Source organism: Gracilibacillus boraciitolerans JCM 21714 (genome assembly GCF_000521485.1).
GTDB lineage: Bacteria > Bacillota > Bacilli > Bacillales > Amphibacillaceae > Gracilibacillus > Gracilibacillus boraciitolerans.
The window spans coordinates 1-19,914 of sequence record NZ_BAVS01000024.1 but is presented as its reverse complement, the minus strand read 5'-3'; the positions used below and the strand labels follow the sequence as shown (position 1 = coordinate 19,914).

The following is a 19,914-nucleotide window of genomic DNA, read 5'->3' as shown; positions in this document are numbered from 1 at the left end:
GCCACGCTTTTTTGAATGTTCTTATTCAGAAACTGGTACTACTGCACCTTTATATTCCTCTTCTATGAAAGTTTGAATTTCCTCAGAACGTAATACTTCAACTAATGTGTGAAGAGCTTCCTTATCTTTATCTTCCGCACGAGCTGCAATCACATTTACATATGGAGATTCTGCACCTTCAAGAATTAAAGCATCTTCTGTTGGAACTAGTCCTGCCTCAATAGCATAGTTAGTATTAATTGCTACTAGTGAATCTTCCTCGCGGTCATAAAATTCAGGGAGGAACCCAGCGTCAACATCTGTAACAAATTCAAGATTTAATGGATTCTCTGCCACATCCTGTACAGTAGCGTCAACTGCTTCTACACTATCATCCAGAGTAAGCAAACCTTCTCTTTCAAGAAGTGATAATATACGTCCGTGATCTGCTACAGAGTTACTCATAATTACAGCTGTTCCTTCTTTAATATCATCAAGACTGGTAATGTTTTTTGAATAGATTCCCATTGGCTCAATATGAATACCACCAATGTTTACAAAGTCGAAGCCTTTTTCTTCTTTTTGTGATTCAAGGTATGGAATATGTTGGAAGTAATTAGCATCTAAAGTGCCGTTTTCCAAATCATCATTAGGGAACACATATTCTTGATATACTTCAATTTCAATTTCAATTCCTTTTTCTGCTAATAAAGGTTTAGCTTTTTCTAATACTTCTGCGTGAGGAACACTGGTTGCACCAATTACAAGTTTAACAGGTTCTTGTTCTGAGGCTTCACTGTCTTCTTCCTGGTTACCTTCGTCAGTTGTTTCTTCTGTTTCTTCACTAGCATTACCTTTATCTGCTGTTTGGTCCTCATCTCCTGCTGTGCCGCAAGCAACTAGCGCAAATAAGAATAATGTTGCAAATAAAAATATTAATAATTTTTTCAAAATAAATCATCCCTTCTTGTCTTTTATTTATCTTTTATCTATCGCTTTGGATAGTAAATCCCCCAATGAATTGAAAAATGAAAACTATAATAATAATTAAGATGGTACATGCTAATATCACATCAAAATCACGTCTCTGAAATCCTTGTAAGTAGGCAAGAGAGCCAAGACCACCTGCTCCAATTACACCCGCAATTGCTGTATAACCGATTAAAGCAATTCCTGTGACGGTTAATCCTGAAATAAGTGCAGGCATGGATTCAGGTAATAATACTTTAAAAATAATTGTATGTGATTTTGCACCCATCGATTTGGCTGCTTCAATAACACCTTTGTCCACTTCTTTTAAGCCAATCTCTACAAGCCTTGCGTAGAATGGGCCGGCACCAATTATTAAGGCAGGTAATGCTGCTTCCCAGCCTCGAATTGTACCAATTAAGAAGTCAGTGAAAGGAAATAATAATAGAATTAAAATGATAAATGGAATGGCGCGAAACACATTTACGAAAGTAGCTGTCAGGAAATTAATAAAGCTGTTCTTCCATAAGTTTCCTCTATCCGTCAGAAATAATAAGAGCCCTAAAATGATACCTAAAATTAAAGTTCCTATCACAGAAATTATTGTCATGTAGAGCGTTTCTAGTGTTGCTTCCCATAAATCTTCCGGTATGACATTAGGAAAAAAATCTTTAAGCATGCTCTACCACCTCAGCTTCCACGCCGGTTTCTTTCATATAGGCGATCGCATTTTGCAAGATTGTTTTCTCTCCATTTATCTCAATAAATAGAGTGCCATAAGCACCTTCTTGAGTTGGTGCAATCGATCCCTGTAAAATATTAATCTCTACATCAAATTTTTTAGCGACTTCACTAATTAATGCCCGTCTGGCACGATTACCGATGAAATGAAGTTTAATTACTTCACTATCATCACGGTCATTAATAAAGTCGGATAGCTTATCTTTTTCATGTTCCAGTGGATTTAGTTGTTGAACGAAACGTTTTGTTGTTTTTGACTGTGGTTTTACAAATACATCTAACACATCACCGGTTTCGACTACTTTTCCACTTTCCATAACAGCAACACGATGGCAGATTTTCTGAATGACATGCATTTCATGTGTGATAAGAATGATGGTAAGTCCTAATCTTTTATTAATGGATACTAATAAATCTAAAATATCATCGGTTGTTTCAGGATCGAGAGCAGAAGTAGCCTCATCACATAATAACACCTCTGGATCATTTGCAAGTGCACGTGCGATGCCAACACGCTGCTTTTGTCCACCACTTAACTGAGATGGATATGCCTCTTCTTTTCCGGAAAGGCCAACCAGATGAATGAGCTCTAATACTTTTTCTTTTCTTTTGGCTTTTGAAAGCCCTGCAATCTCTAGTGGAAAAGCAATGTTATCATAAACAGTTCGAGACCAGAGTAAATTAAAGTGCTGAAATATCATGCCGATTTTTTGCCGTTTCTTACGCAATTTATTTGCTGGCATCTTTGTAATATCTTGATCGTGCATGACAACAGAACCCTCTGTTGGTTCCTCTAACCGATTAATTAACCGGACAAAGGTACTTTTACCTGCACCACTGTAACCAATGACACCAAATATTTCACCATGGTCAATATTTAATGAAACATTATCAACAGCTTGTATTTTTTGATGTTTTGTTTGATATAGTTTCGAAAGATTTTTTATTTGAATCATCTTTATCACTTCCTTTCAATTATTGTGCCATAAACACAATAAAAAACCTTTCTGCATAAGAGGACAGAAAGGATGGTAATTTGATGTCCTCTCATCTTTCAAAGCGTGGATAGCTTTGATGGATTTAGCACCTATCAGTATCGCTGACGGTTGCCGGGTTTCATAGGGCCATTCCCTCCACCACTCTTGATAAGAGTTTTCATATAAGATTAAGTAAACTTTATATTATCATTTTAGGCTTTATCCGTCAATTCCTTTTTAAAAGTTGAAATAATCAGATAATTTAGGGGGGGGATGAAGGACAAAAATGGAGCGAAACGAGGAAAACTGTCTTTTATAATAAATAAATAAATAAGAAAGATCGAGCCAACTATTAAAAAGACTCGATCTTTATATTTAATTGATAAGCGACTGCAGTGGTGCGGGAATTCTTCCACCACGTTTGATAAGTTTTTCTGAGGAAAAAGAATTGACACCGATGATTGGGGCACGTCCAAGCAGTCCACCAAACTCAACCGTATCTCCCTCTTCTTTGCCAATTATGGGAATAACTCGTACAGCTGTAGTCTTTTTATTAATCATTCCGATCGCTGCTTCATCTGCAATAATAGCTGCTAATGTTTCAGGGCTAGCTTTTCCTTCTAAAGCGATCATGTCGAGTCCGACAGAGCAGACGCATGTCATCGCCTCTAATTTTGCCAAATTTAACGCACCATCTTCAATTCCGCGGATCATACCGTTATCTTCACTAACAGGAATAAAAGCGCCACTGAGTCCACCTACATAGGAACTGGCCATTGCCCCACCTTTTTTAACGGCATCATTCATCAGAGCCAGGGCAGCGATCGTACCATGTGTCCCTACACGTTCCAGACCGATTTCTTCTAAAATTTCTGCTACACTATCATTCATTGCATTGGTAGGTGCAAGAGAAAGGTCCATAATTCCAAATGGGACATTTAAACGTTCCGCGACGACACGACCAATTAATTCGCCTGCTCTGGTAATTTTAAATGCCGTTTTTTTAATGACGTCTGAAACCTCTCCCAAATCGACATCTGGGTACCTTTTTAAAGCATTAAGAACAACACCAGGTCCACTGACACCGACACTCAGAACAACTTCTCCTTCCCCCGGCCCCATGAAAAGCACCCGCCATAAAAGGGTTATCTTCAACAGGGTTACAAAACACGACAAGTTTTGCACAACCGATACTATTGTTGTCTTTGGTTAACACTGCAGTCTGATGGATTATCGTACCCAATTGGGCCACAGCATCCATATTAATTCCAGTTCGAGTGGTTGCAACAGAAATCGATGCACAAACACGTTCTGTCTGGCTAAGTGCCTCAGGTAAAGCATCTAAAAGAACTTGATCTCCGTTAGAAATGCCTTTATGTACGAGCGCAGAAAATCCGCCAATAAAATCAACGTTTAATGATTGGGCTGCTTTGTCTAATGTTTTAGCGAGTTCGATCGCTTGCTGTTTGGTTGCACGTCCTAACAATTCTGCAGCAGGGGAGATTGCAACGCGTTTATTAATAATTGGAACGCCATATTCTGTTGCTACTTGATTTGCTGTTTTTTGTAAATCTTTCGCATAGCTTGTAATTTTTTGATAAACATTTTCTTTTACTTTTTCAAAATCATGATCTGCACAATCTTGTAAACTAATCCCCCCCATTGTAACGGTGCGGATATCTAAATGCTCCATCTCAACCATGCGGATTGTTTCTTGGATTTCGGTAAAACCTATTGGCATCTGTCACCCTCCTGTCTTAAACGCGATGCATTGCTTGAAATACATCTTCAAGCTGAATATTAATTTTAAGCCCCAATTCATCTTCCACCGGTTTAAATTTGTTTTGTAATTTTTCTAAATTGCTAGGATCCTTGATATCAATTAACATAATCATTGTAAAGAAATCCTGTAGAATAGTTTGACTAATATCTAAAATATTCATTTTATTATCAGATAAAACAGTTGTTACGTTCGAAATAATTCCAATCTGATCCTTGCCAACAACACTGACAACTGCACGTCTTTGCATATTTATCACCTCATTTTTATCATTATTATGGCTATTATAGCACGGATGATACGAAGTTCGCTTTTTGCTAATTCGAACTTTTTGACATAAAATAATTACAGAATAGATGTCGAGAGGAGCTCATCATGAAAAAAGATATACGTTTAATTGCATTGGATATGGATGGAACATTATTAACAAATGATCAACAAGTTTCTTCAGCAAATAAGAAAGCAATCAAACAGGCACGTGAAAAAGGTATAGAAGTTATTATTTCTACAGGAAGACATTATCAAACAAGCTCGATAATTGCAAAAGAGTTGGACATACACTATCTTATTACTGTTAATGGAAGTGAAATATGGTCAATGGCTGGTGAATTAATTGCTCGGCAGACCGTTGATGCTCATATAATCGAAAGACTAGTTCAATTAAAAGAAGAACATCAGGATAAGGCGTTGGTATGGCTCTCTTCAGTTGATAATATCTGGCGTGGAGAGCTACCAGAAGATATTTTAGCCCACCAATGGTTGAAATTTGGATTTGATACAAAAGATGACGACACAAAGGGAAAAATTATGGAAGTGATTGAGAGCTGGGAAGAGGTCGAATTAAGTAATTCCAGTCCAACTAATATTGAAGTCAATGCTGTTGGTGTTAACAAAGCTGCAGCAATTGATGTAGTATGTGAGAGACTTGGCATCAATATGTCCCAGGTAATGGCTATGGGTGACAGTTTAAATGATATTAAAATGATTGAACAGGCTGGATTGGGTATTGCCATGGGAAATGCACAAGAAGCTGTCAAAGACGCTGCTGATTGGCAAACTTCGTCTAATGAGGAGGACGGCGTCGCGAAGGCAATTAAGGAATGGGTATTATAATATATAAATTTTCTGATAATTAATAGCTATTACTTGCAGTGAATGAGTAGATATAATAACTTATTATATGGAGTGAATTTTTTCAATCACTACAGTTATATCTGATTTCATGCTAAAATAGGGATTGGAATAAGTACATAGTGATAAAAGAAAAGGAGCGAATAAAACGATGGCAAAACAACAATTTGGTGTGGTAGGTCTTGCTGTTATGGGCAAAAACCTGGCGTTAAACGTTGAAAGTAGAGGTTACTCTGTAGCAGTATTTAATAGAACTTATCAAAAAACCGAAGATTTCTTGAATGATGAAGCAAAAGGAAAAAATTTTAAAGGTGCAGAAACACTTGAAGAATTCGTAGATTCTTTGGAAAAACCACGAAAAATTATGTTAATGGTACAAGCAGGTGGACCAACTGATGCAACAATAGCTTCACTTAAGCCACTTCTTGACAAAGGAGATATCTTAATTGATGGTGGTAACACATTCTTCCAAGATACGATGCGTCGTAATACAGAATTAGATGAATCAGGTATCCACTTTATCGGAACTGGTGTTTCTGGTGGGGAAGAAGGAGCATTAAAAGGACCTTCTATCATGCCAGGTGGACAAAAAGAAGCATATGATAAAGTAGCGCCAATTTTAGAAGCTATTTCCGCTAAAGTTGATGGAGATCCATGTGTAACATATATTGGTCCTAATGGTGCTGGTCATTTTGTGAAAATGGTTCATAACGGTATTGAATATGGTGATATGCAATTAATTAGTGAATCATATTTCATTATGAAGCATGTATTAGGCTATGATACTGATAAATTACACAAAGTCTTCGCTGAATGGAATAAAGGTGAACTAGATAGTTACTTAATTGAAATTACTGCTGACATTTTCAAGAAGAAAGATAAAGAAACTGGCAAAGCAATTGTCGACGTTATCCTTGATACAGCTGGCCAAAAAGGTACAGGTAAATGGACAAGCCAAAGTTCACTTGACTTAGGTGTACCATTACCCGTAATTACAGAGTCTGTATTTGCTCGCTTCATCTCAGCTATGAAAGATGAACGTGTTAAAGCAAGTAAAATCTTACGCGGACCATCTGCGCAGGAAAAAGCGTATGATGGTGACGAAGACGAACTAATCGAACATCTGCGTAAAGCGTTATTTATGAGTAAAATTGTTTCATATGCACAAGGATTTGCACAAATGCGTGCAGCTTCTGAAGAGAATGATTGGAACCTTAGTTATGGCGATATCGCGATGATATTCCGTGGTGGCTGTATTATCCGTGCACAATATCTGCAAAATATTAAAGAAGCTTATGACCGTGAACCAGCACTTACTAACTTGTTACTTGATCCATATTTCAAAGAGATCGTAGAAAGTTATCAAGATTCACTAAGAAAAGTGTTGTCTATCGCAATGGATCGTGGAATTCCGGTACCAGGATTTGCAAGTGCATTAGCTTACTATGATAGCTACCGTACGGAAACATTACCTGCAAATCTTATCCAGGCTCAACGTGACTATTTCGGTGCCCACACATATCAACGAATTGATAAAGAAGGCATCTTCCATACTGAATGGTTAGAAGATTAATTTATAAAAGAAATCCCTCTTGCATTTGCGAGAGGGATTTTTCTTTATTAAGTAGATTTTGTGAGAAAGTGTCCAATAAAGTGTGAATAGTGTCCAATAAATTTAAAGTTGCTTAAATAATAACACGCGAGCGGGTGCTGCTTCTGTACCAATTAATTTTAATGGTGCTGCTACCATAAAATAGTCACCAGGCTCGATGTTTTTTAAACGCAATCCCTCAATAATGATAATATCATTTTGAAACAATGTTCGATGGGTAGGATTTCCTTCCTGACTGCGTTCAATTCCCAATGTGTCGATTCCAATACCTTCTATGCCAATCTCCGCTAAGTAATCAGCACCATCCTTTTTTAGAAAGATAAAGTTAAAGTCAAATGATGGTTTATCGTAATCAGAATTTTTCGTTTTACAAAGGATAAAATCATCCTTGGCAAGGGAGTGTCCCTCTAAGTCTGAGCGGGTAATCCCGTCTTTCACATTTTCTAAATCAATTACTTTTACTTTCCGTACTAATCTCTTTAATGAAATGGTTTCAAATGTATCAGCATCATTGATCATATGTAATGGTGCATCAATGTGTGTGCCAGTATGCAGACTGAGATGTGCAGTAGTGCTCGTTACATGACCATTTGTTTCACGATCGAACATTGGCTTAATACCTTCAATATTTTCCCATACTTGCATTTCAGAATGAACTTCCATTGATATATCAAAAAAATTCATCAAATCACACTCCCCCCCGTATATATTATGAAAAAAAGCAACCAACCAAGTCATGCTTGATTGATTGCTGTAGATATTTATTCTGGAGTAACGTCCCACCATTCGAATCCATCATTAAGCAATAGTTGATCAGCTTCTTTTGGTCCGTTAGATCCTGTATTATAGTTCGGAAAATCAGCTTTCTTTTTAGACCATGCATTAGTAATCACGTCAATAAACTTCCAGGAAAACGCTACTTCATCCCAGTGAGTAAAGTTAGTGGAATCACCACGCATACAATCATGTAATAAAATTTCATATGCTTCAGGTGTGTTCATCTTATCTCCTGCTTTATTATCATAGCTTAATGTAATTGGAGTAGAAGACGCATTGTAATCGCCTTTTTTCGCATTTACATGTAAGGTAATGCCTTCGTGTGGTTGAACATGAATTACTAATAAGTTTGACTTTGTTTCATGTTCTTTGCCGTAATAAAGATTCATTGGCAAATCTTTAAACTCCACCACAATTTCTGTAGACTTTTCTTTCATACGTTTTCCAGTGCGAATATAGAATGGTACCCCCCCTGCCCAACGGAAGTTATCAATCATTAATTTAGCCGCAACGAATGTTTCTGTGTTGGATTCAGGATCTACACCATTACCTTCGCGGTAGGAAGGAAGTTCTTCACCATTTACTATCCCTTTATCATACTGACCACGCACAAAATATTTATCCACTTCATCTTCATTCATAACTCGAAGTGCACGTAATACTTTTACTTTTTCGCTTCGAATTTCCTCTGGCGTTAATTTTATAGGTGGATCCATTGCAATCAGAGCAAGCATTTGGAGCATATGATTTTGCATCATATCTTTTAATGCACCTGCACCATCATAATAGCGACCACGTTCTTCCACTCCAAGTACTTCACTTGAAGTGATTTGAATATTAGAAATGTATTGATTATTCCATAATGGCTCAAACAAAGCATTAGCAAAACGAATTACTTCAATGTTCTGCACCATTTCTTTTCCAAGATAGTGATCGATACGATAAATTTGATCTTCTGTAAATGTTTCGCGAATCTGTTTGTTTAATTCTTTTGCTGATTTAAAATCATGGCCAAACGGTTTCTCGATAACTAGACGAGTCCAACCTTTTGTCGTTGTTAACCCTTCTGATTTTAAGTTTGCTGCAAGTGTACCAAAGAAGTTAGGTGCCATTGAGAAATAGAAGAGACGATTCCCTTCTGCTTCATATTTATCATCCAATTCATTGATTAATTTATCAAGATCCTCATAATGTTCTAAATCTTGTATATCAAAAGGATTGTAATGGAAGTGACTTGCGAATTCATCTGGATCAATGTTGGTATCATTGAAATTCTCAATTGATTCCTTCACTTTGTCACGAAACACTTCATTCGTCCATGGTCGTCTTGCTACACCGATAACAGCAAAATTATCAGATAATTTCCCATTACGATAAAGTCTGTAAATGGAAGGATAAAGTTTTCTGTTTGCTAGATCCCCCCCTGTTGCACCAAAAATAACAATAACTGCTTTTGGGTTATTCGTTGTCATTGACTTTAACTACCTTTCTACTTGTTAATTTACGAGTTTTTAAGCCGCTAACCACCAGTGAAGTAAATCCCACCGCTGGACGTCTTACATTTATACACATATGTGTCACGATATGCTATAATCTTGTATCGACGTGTTAATAAAATATAATACTATGTTATACTATCATGTGTGAAAATGCATTTGAAATCTTCTGCAACATAACACAATAATAGAGGTGTTCACGTAACTGCCATAAATACATACTAACATGTATTATGAAAATGACAAATAAAATAATTGAAATTTTCAAAAAATTTAGGAGGAAGTTATGAAAAAATATAGTGGATTTTTAATTGATTTGGATGGAACTATTTATAAAGGGACAGAAAAGATTGTGGAAGCGATAGAATTTGTGAAAGAATTAGAACGGCGAGGACTACCATATCTTTTCTTAACAAATAATTCGACAAAGCATCCCAGTGAAGTGTCTAAGAAGTTAGTAGATATGGGTGTTCCTAGCACAGCAGAACATGTTTTTACAACAAGTATGGCAACAGCCAGTTATATCAAAGAACAAAAGGCAGATGCGAAAGTTTACCCGATTGGGGGGGAAGAAGGCTTACACAGAGCGTTAAGAGAATCAGAACTTGAAATTGTAGAAGATAATGCTGATGTTGTAGTAATGGGCTTGGATCGTGAAATTAATTATGAAAAACTGGCGATAGGTGCCCTAAATATTCGTGGTGGGGGGGCTAAGTTTATCGCTACAAATGGCGATGTTGCTTTGCCAAGTGAGCGAGGTTTCCTTCCTGGTGCTGGTTCACTTATTTCTGTTTTATCCGTAACAACAGGGGGGGTCCAGCCAAAATTTATCGGCAAGCCAGAATCGATTATTGTTGAGCAAGCGCTAGAAGTTTTAGGAACGTCGAAAGAAGAGACATTAATGGTTGGTGATAACTATGCGACAGATATATTAGCTGGAATTAATGCTGGCATTGATTCTTTACTGGTTCACACAGGCGTGACGACAAAAGAGGATTTAAAATCAATCGAAAAACACCCCCCACCTTTGCCATTGATAGCTTAGCTGAATGGACATTTGGTGAATAACAGCAGATGCTGCGCACGTGCGGATGTGGTAATGTTGAAATGGTATGACTGCTTAGCAACCGCTTCGGCTTGTCCGCTTTCCTTTCCACGGATTTCTCCTCAGCTAACTTTGGCAAGCCAAAGTGGATCTTCGGATAAAAACATTCCGTAGGAGTGAAAGCGGCCGTATTTGCTCTACATCTATTATGAACGGTAACTTATTGAACTTTCTAAGCGGAATAAGCTATGAGGGTTAAGCAAGTTTTTTCTTATTTTGCGCGATTGGTAATAAGTACACCGAAGATAACAAAGGATGTGCCGATTAATTGTATCCATGTGATCTGCTCGCGCAAAAATATCACAGCTCCTAGCATAGTAAACACAGGAATTAAATTTAAAAAGACAGATGCTCGCGATGGACCGATCGCTTCAATTCCTTTATTGTAAGCAATTAATGCAATTAAAGAAGGAAACACACCTAAATAAGCAAGTCCACTAATAACTTCCCATGACCAATTAATCGAACGGTAATGATCCATTTCGATTGTTAGTAAAGGGATAAAAATAATAATAGCAATGACAGCCATTACGAGCAGAGCGCCATACGTTGGAAACTTCCATGTGTGCTGTTTTATAAAAATCGAATAAAAGGCCCAAGTGATCATTGCCAACAACATAATTAAATCCCCAATATTAAATTGCAGACTCATTATTACATCTAACGATCCTTTTGTAATGACAAAAAACACACCGAATAACGAGATAAAGACCCCCCACCATTTGTTTTTTAGAAAATTTTTCTCCAAATAGTAAAAAGGTAAGAATTAATGTGAATATCGGAGTAGATCCTTCGACAATTCCTGCATTAATCGATGTCGTATAATTTAATGCTAAGTATACAAATATATTAAATAGAACAAGTCCTGTTACAGATAATGCTAGGATTGCTTTCCATTCCTTTTTCCATAAATCCTGATTATTTCGCCATTCCCGATAACCAATTGGTAAAATAACTAATGCGGCAATAACATAACGAAAAAACGATAAGGTAATCGGAGGAATTTCCTGGGCGACAGGCTTTCCGACAATTAGATTTCCGGCATAAAAAATAGTGGCTAAAGTCAATAGAATATATGCTTTCATCTCAACACCCCCAACAGAAGGCATCATAACACTTTTTATTGGAAGATAAAAGATTTCTTAATTAAATGGAAGGTATATCTTTTTATACACAGGATGATATTTTTCTTGCTTATTTACTTTTTTGTTTTTTCAATTTCAAACACATCTTCTAATTTTTCACTTAAAAACTGATGAGCATCCTTCACACCTTGGTTATAAAAGGTTGGCGCAAATTCAACCATGAAAAAATCCAGCAGAAATCCTGCTTCCAAATTTCCGAATTCTTCTTGTCGCTCATTCAGAAAGTAATCTTGAATGGAAGTATCATTTCCTCTCGCTTATCTCTTGATATGGAAAAAGGTATTTTCATCTTCAAACTCCTCATAAATATAATCTTTTTTCCTAGTTTATCACATATTAAGAAATGGGAAATGAGATAAAATATTAAAAATTATATTACATCAGTAGGAGCAGGTGCTCACTACTGATGGTGAATTTGCTTTATTTTACAGCTTTTTGTAATTTTTGAATCATTTGTAAAGAACGGCCAGTACCGACCGCAACAGATTCCAATGGATTTGGCGCAAGATGTACAGGGACCTTTACCTCATTTGAAAGCCATTCTTGCATACCCTTTAATAACGCGCCGCCACCAGTGATGGTAATCCCTTGGTCGACAATATCCCCCCCACTTAGCTCTGGAGGACAATTTTCCAATGTCTCTGTAATGGCGTGTAATATGGAATCTAATACTTCTTTAATAGAACGTTGGATCTCTGTGGAACGAATGGTTATGACCTTTGGTAAACCAGTGACGAGATCACGCCCTCTTACCTGCATTTCTTCTTCGGTATGATCGACTAACGCATAACCGATTTCTATTTTGATTTTCTCAGCGCTGCTCTCTCCGATTAATACATTATAGTGTCGCTTTATATATTGAATAATTTCTTCATCCATATGATCTCCACCCACTCGAACAGAGCGGCTCGCAACCACACCGCCAAAGGAGATGATGCCTACCTCACTAGTGCCGCCCCCGATATCAACAATCATACTTGCAGTAGGCTCAGAGACCGGAAGATCAGCACCAATTGCAGCTGCTATTGGTTCTTCAATAAGGTGTACTTCTTTTGCTCCGAAACTTTTTATCGCGTTATCAATCGCTCTTCGTTCTACAGCAGTGCTCCCAGATGGGGGGGTACATACGACAACACTAGGCTTGCGCATCGAGACACCTGCTTTTTTGCTGACTTTCTTTAGAAACGCTTTTAGCATTTGGGTGGTCATATCAAAATCAGCTATTACACCATCCTTCAGAGGGCGAATAGGCACAATATTTCGTGGCGTTTTACCTATCATCTCTTTGGCCTCATTACCTACTGCTACAATTTGATTTGTTGTGATATCTACAGCTACGACAGATGGTTCATTTAAGATGATTCCTTTATTTTTTGCATATATAAGAATATTTGCTGTTCCAAGATCTATTCCAATTTCTGTATTTGAAAACATGTTGTTACCTCCAATAGTTGTACTTCTTCATCTTATAGTTATTCTATTTTTAATCAAGAATTATGACGGTAGATAGGATGGTGTATTTTAACAAATAATTTTTAGAACACGAATGTCTATTGTAAAAGGCGATATCACACAAAAAAACAGGCCATGGACTGACCTGTTGAGCGTGGGTTTATTTTTTTCCTCTAATAAATTGGCGAGAACGTGTGCTTTAAATTTTTCGATTTTTCTTCCTTCATAATGACGCACACCTTTGTCTTTTAATTTCTCTACGTACCAACCTTTGCTGCCTACGTGCAATTTCCTAACACTCCTTACTAAGAATGTTGCAGGTGTCATTCTAACACGAAAAAAATAATGTGAAAAGAGGAGATTCTTCATTTTTCAAAAGAAATTTTTGTATAATAGTGTTAGAAGAGTGGGGGGGAATTTATAATGGAGTATACGATTATTTCTTTAAACGTTGGAAAACCGGCAGTTTATCAATTAGATGGGCAAAATATTGAAACAGGATTTATCAAAAGGCCGATAGATAAACCGAATTATTTAACGGTGACTGGTTTTAAGGATGATGGACAGGCAGATTTAAAAAATCATGGAGGAAAAGAAAAGGCATTATTAATGTATCCAAAAGAACACTATAATTTTTGGAATCAACGTTACCAACAGCAATTTCCATATCCTTCATTTGGTGAGAATATAACGATTGACGGCTTGACGGAACGGGAAGTATATATTGGAGAAATTTTTCAATTAGGTCAAGCTGAGATTCAAGTATCTCAACCCAGGCAGCCATGTTACAAAATTGCAAGAACACATGGTATTAAGGATATGCCAGCTGTGGTCACTGATACGGGTTATGGTGGTTATTATTTTAGAGTATTAAAAGAGGGATGGGTAGCACCTGCGGATACTCTAAAAAAGTTACAAGAAGTACAAAGTCATGTTTCCGCTTTTGACATATTTCACTGCTTGTTTCATGATCAGCAAAATAAGAAACGGATGCAAGAATATCTTCAATTAAGCGGTCTAGCGTCAAATGTTAAAGCAAGATTCCAGAAAAGAATAGATATGTTAAGGTGAAAAATTCCTTTTTAAATAAAACAAATTAACGTATACTAGAAAGAAAATAAAAGGATAAAGGGGGGGATAGTCATGTTTTTTAATAAGTCAATTTTTAAAAAAAGGATTAACCTGATGAGCGGGGGGGTGGTATTATATGATTAAAGTGTTATTTATATGCTTAGGTAATATTTGCAGATCACCGATGGCTGAAGCGGTATTTCGACAAATCGTCAGGGAAAAAGGACAAGAGAATATCTTTGTAATTGATTCAGCTGGGATAGGAAATTGGCATATCGGAAATCCTCCACATGAAGGAACTAGAAGAAAACTTGATGAAATGGAAATCTCGTATCAGGGTCAACTCGCACGGCAACTGAAAGAAGAAGACATGAAAGACTTTGATTATGTGATAGCGATGGATCAACAGAATATGGATGACTTGCAGCAATTTTCCTCTATATCTTCAAAGGTGACGATCAGAAAATTAATGGATTTTGTTGAGCGTCCAAAAGAACAGAATGTACCAGATCCATATTTCACAAAAAACTTTGATTATACGTTTGATTTAGTCAGAGAAGGTTGTGAACATTTATATGATTATATCGAGAAACAACACGAGTTATAACCAAAATAATTAGAGAAGGACTGAGGTTTTATGGGAAAAGAATTGTTAGTAAAAGGTGTAGTAACAGGAGCGGTAGTTGGAGGACTAATCACATTATTTGATAAAGATACGCGTTCATTTGTATCAAAAAACTTACAGACATGTGGAAGCAAATCCGTATATTATGTTAAACATCCCGCAGATGCGATCCATCAATTAAATCAAGGATACGCTAAATGTTCGAAGCAGCTATCTTCAGGTTTAACGTTCGCTTTGGATATGCTTAATCAATTACAAGAGGTAACTCAAAAAGTAGAAAAAAGAGATATTGAAAGAGATACTGAATGAAGCAAAAGCTGTTAGATAATTTGTTCATTCGTTTTATTAAACGATTGGCAGAACGGATAACATCTGATGAAGTGCCGGGCTTGGCGGCCCAATTATCTTACTTTTTTCTGCTATCCTTATTTCCTTTTATGATTTTCCTTGTGACGTTAATTGGGTATTTACCCTTCAATGATATTGATGTAATGAACTTTGTATCCACGTATGCACCGAATGAGATTATGAATCTTTTGAATGATAATTTAACGCAAATAATGCATAATCGGAATAGTGGTTTACTTTCAATTAGTATTATTGGTACATTATGGTCTGCCTCGAACGGGATAAATGCATTAATTCGTTCCTTTAATAAAGCATACGACATTGAGGAAGACCGTTCATTTATTGTAACGAGAGGAATATCAATCGTGTTAACGATAGCTATGTTGCTTGTGATCATTATCGCATTCGTATTACCGATTTTTGGCCGTATGATTGGTGTTTACCTGTTCTCATTGCTAGGCTTATCGGATGGATTCCTGCAATGGTGGAATACCTTGAGATGGGTGATTTCATCTGTTGTTTTCTTTCTTGTTTTGATAGTTTTATATCGATTAGCGCCGAGTAAGAAGGTTTATTTCAAACATGTTTATATTGGAGCAATTTTTGCAACCATATTTTGGCAATTAGCATCGTTAGCCTTTTCTTATTATGTGTCATCGATGGGTAACTATTCGGCAACATATGGAAGCTTGGGTGGTGTCATCATTCTTATGATCTGGTTCTATTTATCAGGAATAATTATTATCACCGGAGGAGAAATAAACGCAGAGATTGAAAGGAAACAACATGATAAAAAGACAATTGTCACATAAAAATAACCAGAGAAAATTCCGAACGATCTAACCATTCGTTCGGATTTTCCCCCCCTTTTTAAAGGGTATTTTTCTAACCTAGTGTATCACTAAATGTCAGTAAGCGTAGGCCGTTTAGGATAACTAGAATGGTACTGCCTTCATGGCCTATAACTCCGAGGGGGGGCATGTCAATTAAAAGCAAGAAATTTGATGCGATCAGCGATAAGATGATTGCAATAGAAAAAACAATATTTTGTTTAATAATACGATTCATTCTTTTGGATAAGTGAATCGCGTTTACTATTTTCGTCAATCTATTTTTCATCAGCACAATATCAGCAGTTTCAAGGGCAATGTCACTGCCAGCCCCCATCGCAATTCCTAAATTCGCTGTAGCTAAGGCGGGTGCATCATTTATCCCATCGCCAATCATCGCGACCTTTTGGTTATTCTTTGATAATTGTTTTAAATGCGTTACTTTATCCTCTGGAAGGCAATTAGCATAGAATTCCTGAATATGCGCTTCTCTTGCGATTGCTGTTGCAGCACTCTGGTTATCGCCTGTTAACATCACTGTTTTGATTCCTAATTTATTAAGTGTCTGGATAGCTTCAACAGAATCCTGACGCAGCGTATCCTTTAATAAGAAAACAGCAACGATTTCCTTAGATTTTTTGATGAATATAATTGTTTTCTCACTATGCTTTTCCAAGTTGATATGCTGGTCACTTATAAATGCCTGTGCTTGCTTATCACCTATTAATGCTTGATTTCCAATTAACCATTCCTCCTCGTTAATATAACCTTTAACACCTTTTCCGTTTTCATGTAAGACCTTTTCCACTTGAGGGGGGTGTCTGTTTTAAGTTCACCGGCCCATGTCGTCATAGCTTGAGCTAGTGGATGATTGGATTCATTTTCAATGGCATATACTACACTTGCGATCATTTGTTTTGAATATACTGGAGCGAAAAAAGCATCTGTCACAACAGGTTTGCCTTGTGTTAAAGTTCCTGTTTTGTCAAAAGCAATGATGTCGATGTTTGCTAAACCTTCCACATGTATACCGCCTTTAAATAAAACACCGTTTCTTGCCCCGTTCGAGATAGCAGACAGGGTGGCTGGCATGATCGATGCGACAAGCGCACAGGGTGAAGCTACCACTAGCAGGATCATTGCGCGATAAATCGTATCTGTCCATGACCAGCTGAACAAGAAATGGGGGGGTAGAAACATCATTACTCCTACTGAAATTAAGACCATCTTTACATACATACTTTCGAATCGTTCAATAAATTGCTGAGACGGTGATTTCTCGCTTTGGGCATGTTGCACCAGTTGGATGATTTTTTGAAAGAGTGTTTCATTAGGTAGCGTATTAATCTCGATATATAATGTTCCATTTAAATTAACAGTTCCTGCGAACACATTCTCCTTAATAGTTTTGCTGACAGGAATAGCTTCACCAGATAATGCACTTTCATCAATGGATGTTTCACCTTTAAAAATCACTCCGTCAGCGGGTATTCTTTCTCCGGCTTTTATTATAATTTGATCGCCAATTTGCAAATCTTTTACTTTTATTTCTCTGTTCGAAGTTAAAGTCGCATGCTCTGGTTGTAAATTCATTAGTGATTCCAGTTCTCTCTCGCTTTTATTTTCTGTATAGGTTTCCAATGCACCAGATAAGGCGAAAATAAAGATCAAAATTGCTCCTTCTGTCCAGTAGCCTATAGAAGCAGCACCAATCGCTGCAATTATCATAAGTAGTTCGACGTTTAATTTTTTCTTGGTTATCGTTTCGGTGATACCTTCCTTTGCCTTAGCAAAACCGCCAATAATAAAGGCACCCAACAATAACAGGATCCAGTTACGTTCAGCTAGTGAATCGTGAAATTGCCATGTCAGAAGTATCAGCAACCCACTAAATAAGGCAGCAATTAACTCACGGTGAGTCCATATGAAAGCAAGAGAAGAAGACTGGTTGTTGTTAAACTTAGCCACCATCTTCGGCTTGTTTAAAATTATTTTAATGCTACTACTCATTTTAATAATACCTCCTTCTAATTGAGAATGAAATTCAGCGATGCGCCTAATTTACAATGATTTTCATTATACATTATTTATAATAATTATAAATAAATAATTAATTTTATCATAGCATTTTTTTATAAAAAGTCAATCAGGATTAATGTGGTATACTTTTATATAACAGGTATAATTTAAAAAATAATACAGATTATAAATATGTTGAAATAAGAGAGATAAACTGTTATCTTTTAATAGGAATAAATTATATAACAAAAATAAGGGGTGCAATAAAAGTGAAAAAAATTATTCTTTTTATTAGTTTTATCGCAGTAATGGTTATGTTGGCTGCATGTGGCGGAACAGACATTAACGAGAAACAGGCATCATCAAAAAATGCAGAAAAATGGAATGAAATTCAGGAAAAAGGAACGATTGTGGCAGGTACTTCAGGTACACTTATCGCAGCTTCCACCTATGATGACAATGAAGAGTTAACCGGATATGATGTTGAAATTATGCGGGAAGTTGCGAACCGATTGGGATTAGATATTAAATTTGAAATATTAGGTATCGATAGTATGCTGCCGGCAATTGAGAGTGGTAGAATTGATGTAGCAGTAAATGATATTGAGATAACGGATAACAGAAAAGAGCAATTTGCTTTTTCAGAACCATATAAGTATTCCTATACGACGATGGTAGTGAGAGAAGCAGATAATTCAGGTATTAAAAGTTTGGAAGATCTTGAAGGGAAACGTGCCGGTGGAGGTGCTACCACGATTTTTAGTCAAATCGCAGAGCATTTTGGAGCAGAAGTTGTTACATATGGTAATGCCCCAAATGAAGCGTATCTCCGCGATGTTCATAATGGCAATACAGATGTAATAGTTAATGATTATTATTTATCTAAATTCGGAGTTGGTGCATTTCCGGAGTTCGATATCCATTTACATCCGGATTTAAAATTTCATCCAACGGAACAAGCAGTTGTGATGGATAAAGATGCGGAAACACTACAGCAAAAAATTAATGAGACGTTAAGTGAAATGAGAGAAGATGGCACATTATCAGAGTTAGCTGTTAAATTTTATCAAGAAGATGCCTCGCAAAAGCCTGAAGGTGAAATAGAGGAAATTGAGGGGGCTAGACTTATAAGGTGTGATCATAAATGGGAGATTTTTTTGATGTAAAATTAGCGATTGAAAATTTACCGCTGATATTAAGTGGTTTGCCAATGACAGTTATTGTATCCTTTGTAAGTATGGCTTTCGGTTTGGTGTTAGGATTATTTCTGGCTCTGGCGCGCAGTTCGAGTAAAATCGCATTAAGGTATCCTGCTAGGGTGTATATATCCTTTATGAGAGGTACTCCTATTCTGGTTTTCTTATTTATAATCTATTATGGATTACCGATGATCGAAACAGTCGATTTGCAAATGACGGCATTAACGTCCGCTATTTTCGGTTTTGGGTTAAACAGCGCTGCTTATATTGCAGAAGTGATTCGTGCATCAATTAATAGTGTACCAAAAGGACAATGGGAATCAGCCAAGGCATTAGGATTAAATTATTGGCAATCTTTATTGAAAATCATTCTGCCACAGGGAGCCCGTATTGCAATGCCGCCTTTAACGAATATTTTCCTGGATTTAGTCAAGGCTACATCTTTAGCAGCAGTTATTACGGTTCCAGAATTGTTTCAAAAGGCACAAATTGCAGGTGGCAGAACGTTTGATTCGTTAACCATGTATATATTGGTTGCCTTCATCTATTGGCCATTGTGTATTGTTATTTCGATCTTCCAGGAACGATTAGAAAATAGATTTAGTAAATATATGTAATCGAAAGACGTAACAAGTAAATACTTGTTACGTCTTTTCAT

The 19,914-nt window shown here is 36.8% G+C and carries 19 protein-coding genes, 3 pseudogenes and 1 riboswitch; of the genes and pseudogenes, 9 read left to right on the top strand and 13 right to left on the bottom strand.

The window, feature by feature from the left end; genetic code table 11:
* Positions 1-21 precede the first annotated feature (21 nt).
* From JCM21714_RS13170 to JCM21714_RS13150, 5 genes and pseudogenes are all read right to left on the bottom strand, one after another.
* Positions 22-930 carry a MetQ/NlpA family ABC transporter substrate-binding protein gene (locus JCM21714_RS13170; protein WP_035724979.1) on the bottom strand — a complete coding sequence of 303 codons (909 nt, stop codon included), beginning with the start codon at positions 928-930 and terminating at the stop codon, positions 22-24.
* A gap of 27 nt (positions 931-957) precedes the next feature.
* Positions 958-1,627, bottom strand: a pseudogene (locus JCM21714_RS13165) (methionine ABC transporter permease).
* Positions 1,620-2,645 carry a methionine ABC transporter ATP-binding protein gene (locus JCM21714_RS13160; RefSeq protein ID WP_035724971.1) on the bottom strand — a complete coding sequence of 342 codons (1,026 nt, stop codon included), beginning with the start codon at positions 2,643-2,645 and terminating at the stop codon, positions 1,620-1,622. Before JCM21714_RS13160 ends, JCM21714_RS13165 begins: the two are co-directional and overlap by 8 nt.
* 88 nt (positions 2,646-2,733) lie before the next feature.
* A riboswitch (SAM riboswitch) is annotated at positions 2,734-2,841 on the bottom strand.
* Positions 2,842-3,041: 200 nt separating this feature from the next.
* Positions 3,042-4,407, bottom strand: a pseudogene (locus JCM21714_RS13155) (PFL family protein).
* Between the two features lie 16 nt (positions 4,408-4,423).
* Entirely contained in the window at positions 4,424-4,696 is a 273-nt protein-coding gene (locus tag JCM21714_RS13150) for an ACT domain-containing protein (RefSeq protein WP_035724968.1), read from the bottom strand.
* 125 nt (positions 4,697-4,821) lie between these two features.
* Between JCM21714_RS13150 and JCM21714_RS13145 the strand changes: the two genes are divergently transcribed.
* Positions 4,822-5,559, top strand: coding sequence for a Cof-type HAD-IIB family hydrolase (locus JCM21714_RS13145; protein WP_035724966.1), 738 nt, complete (start codon positions 4,822-4,824; stop codon positions 5,557-5,559).
* A 169-nt stretch (positions 5,560-5,728) separates the two neighbouring features.
* Positions 5,729-7,150, top strand: coding sequence for an NADP-dependent phosphogluconate dehydrogenase (gene gnd, locus JCM21714_RS13140; protein ID WP_035724964.1), 1,422 nt, complete (start codon positions 5,729-5,731; stop codon positions 7,148-7,150).
* Positions 7,151-7,252: 102 nt separating this feature from the next.
* Here gnd and JCM21714_RS13135 read toward each other — a convergent pair whose 3' ends face one another.
* Positions 7,253-7,873 (bottom strand): cyclase family protein, encoded by a 621-nt coding sequence (locus tag JCM21714_RS13135; RefSeq protein WP_035724962.1) that lies wholly within the window; start codon positions 7,871-7,873, stop codon positions 7,253-7,255.
* Positions 7,874-7,950: 77 nt separating this feature from the next.
* Positions 7,951-9,438, bottom strand: a complete 1,488-nt coding sequence (gene zwf / locus JCM21714_RS13130; RefSeq protein ID WP_035724961.1) for a glucose-6-phosphate dehydrogenase — start codon at positions 9,436-9,438, stop codon at positions 7,951-7,953.
* 310 nt (positions 9,439-9,748) lie between these two features.
* Here zwf and JCM21714_RS13125 point away from each other — a divergent pair, with 310 nt between their 5' ends.
* On the top strand, positions 9,749-10,507 hold the full coding sequence (locus tag JCM21714_RS13125; protein WP_439644478.1) for a TIGR01457 family HAD-type hydrolase: 759 nt from the start codon (positions 9,749-9,751) through the stop codon (positions 10,505-10,507).
* A gap of 271 nt (positions 10,508-10,778) precedes the next feature.
* On the opposite strand, the gene JCM21714_RS21810 is transcribed toward JCM21714_RS13125, so the two are convergent.
* The 5 genes from JCM21714_RS21810 to JCM21714_RS24815 all read right to left on the bottom strand — a co-directional run bounded on the left by JCM21714_RS21810 (position 10,779) and on the right by JCM21714_RS24815 (position 13,491).
* Complete coding sequence (locus JCM21714_RS21810) at positions 10,779-11,219, bottom strand: DMT family transporter (protein ID WP_235182851.1); 441 nt, start codon at positions 11,217-11,219, stop codon at positions 10,779-10,781.
* Positions 11,203-11,652 (bottom strand): DMT family transporter, encoded by a 450-nt coding sequence (locus JCM21714_RS21805; RefSeq protein ID WP_235182850.1) that lies wholly within the window; start codon positions 11,650-11,652, stop codon positions 11,203-11,205. Before JCM21714_RS21805 ends, JCM21714_RS21810 begins: the two co-directional genes overlap by 17 nt.
* Before the next feature lie 113 nt (positions 11,653-11,765).
* On the bottom strand, positions 11,766-11,903 hold the full coding sequence (locus JCM21714_RS21800) for a DUF2164 family protein (RefSeq protein ID WP_235182849.1): 138 nt from the start codon (positions 11,901-11,903) through the stop codon (positions 11,766-11,768).
* A gap of 229 nt (positions 11,904-12,132) precedes the next feature.
* Positions 12,133-13,146: a rod-share determining protein MreBH gene (gene mreBH / locus JCM21714_RS13110; RefSeq protein ID WP_035724959.1), complete on the bottom strand. Its 1,014-nt coding sequence runs from the start codon at positions 13,144-13,146 to the stop codon at positions 12,133-12,135.
* Between the two features lie 87 nt (positions 13,147-13,233).
* Positions 13,234-13,491 carry a YflJ family protein gene (locus JCM21714_RS24815; RefSeq protein ID WP_439644477.1) on the bottom strand — a complete coding sequence of 86 codons (258 nt, stop codon included), beginning with the start codon at positions 13,489-13,491 and terminating at the stop codon, positions 13,234-13,236.
* 96 nt (positions 13,492-13,587) lie between these two features.
* Here JCM21714_RS24815 and JCM21714_RS13100 point away from each other — a divergent pair, with 96 nt between their 5' ends.
* The 4 genes from JCM21714_RS13100 (at position 13,588) to JCM21714_RS13085 (ending at position 16,020) form a co-directional block, all read left to right on the top strand.
* Positions 13,588-14,235: an MOSC domain-containing protein gene (locus JCM21714_RS13100; protein ID WP_035724952.1), complete on the top strand. Its 648-nt coding sequence runs from the start codon at positions 13,588-13,590 to the stop codon at positions 14,233-14,235.
* Between the two features lie 136 nt (positions 14,236-14,371).
* Positions 14,372-14,842: a low molecular weight protein-tyrosine-phosphatase gene (locus tag JCM21714_RS13095; RefSeq protein WP_035724949.1), complete on the top strand. Its 471-nt coding sequence runs from the start codon at positions 14,372-14,374 to the stop codon at positions 14,840-14,842.
* Between the two features lie 30 nt (positions 14,843-14,872).
* A complete protein-coding gene (locus JCM21714_RS13090) occupies positions 14,873-15,169 on the top strand; it encodes a hypothetical protein (protein WP_035724946.1) in 297 nt (98 codons plus the stop codon).
* Complete coding sequence (locus JCM21714_RS13085; RefSeq protein WP_035724944.1) at positions 15,166-16,020, top strand: YihY/virulence factor BrkB family protein; 855 nt, start codon at positions 15,166-15,168, stop codon at positions 16,018-16,020. The genes JCM21714_RS13090 and JCM21714_RS13085 overlap by 4 nt, the downstream gene beginning before the upstream one ends.
* A 73-nt stretch (positions 16,021-16,093) precedes the next feature.
* Here the strand turns inward: JCM21714_RS13085 and JCM21714_RS13080 are convergent.
* A pseudogene (locus JCM21714_RS13080) lies at positions 16,094-18,009 on the bottom strand (heavy metal translocating P-type ATPase).
* A gap of 317 nt (positions 18,010-18,326) precedes the next feature.
* Here JCM21714_RS13080 and JCM21714_RS13075 point away from each other — a divergent pair.
* Together JCM21714_RS13075 and JCM21714_RS13070 are read left to right on the top strand one after the other, a co-directional pair.
* Positions 18,327-19,223, top strand: a complete 897-nt coding sequence (locus JCM21714_RS13075) for a transporter substrate-binding domain-containing protein (RefSeq protein ID WP_052000638.1) — start codon at positions 18,327-18,329, stop codon at positions 19,221-19,223.
* Complete coding sequence (locus JCM21714_RS13070) at positions 19,202-19,873, top strand: amino acid ABC transporter permease (protein ID WP_035724941.1); 672 nt, start codon at positions 19,202-19,204, stop codon at positions 19,871-19,873. Before JCM21714_RS13075 ends, JCM21714_RS13070 begins: the two co-directional genes overlap by 22 nt.
* Positions 19,874-19,914 lie beyond the last annotated feature (41 nt).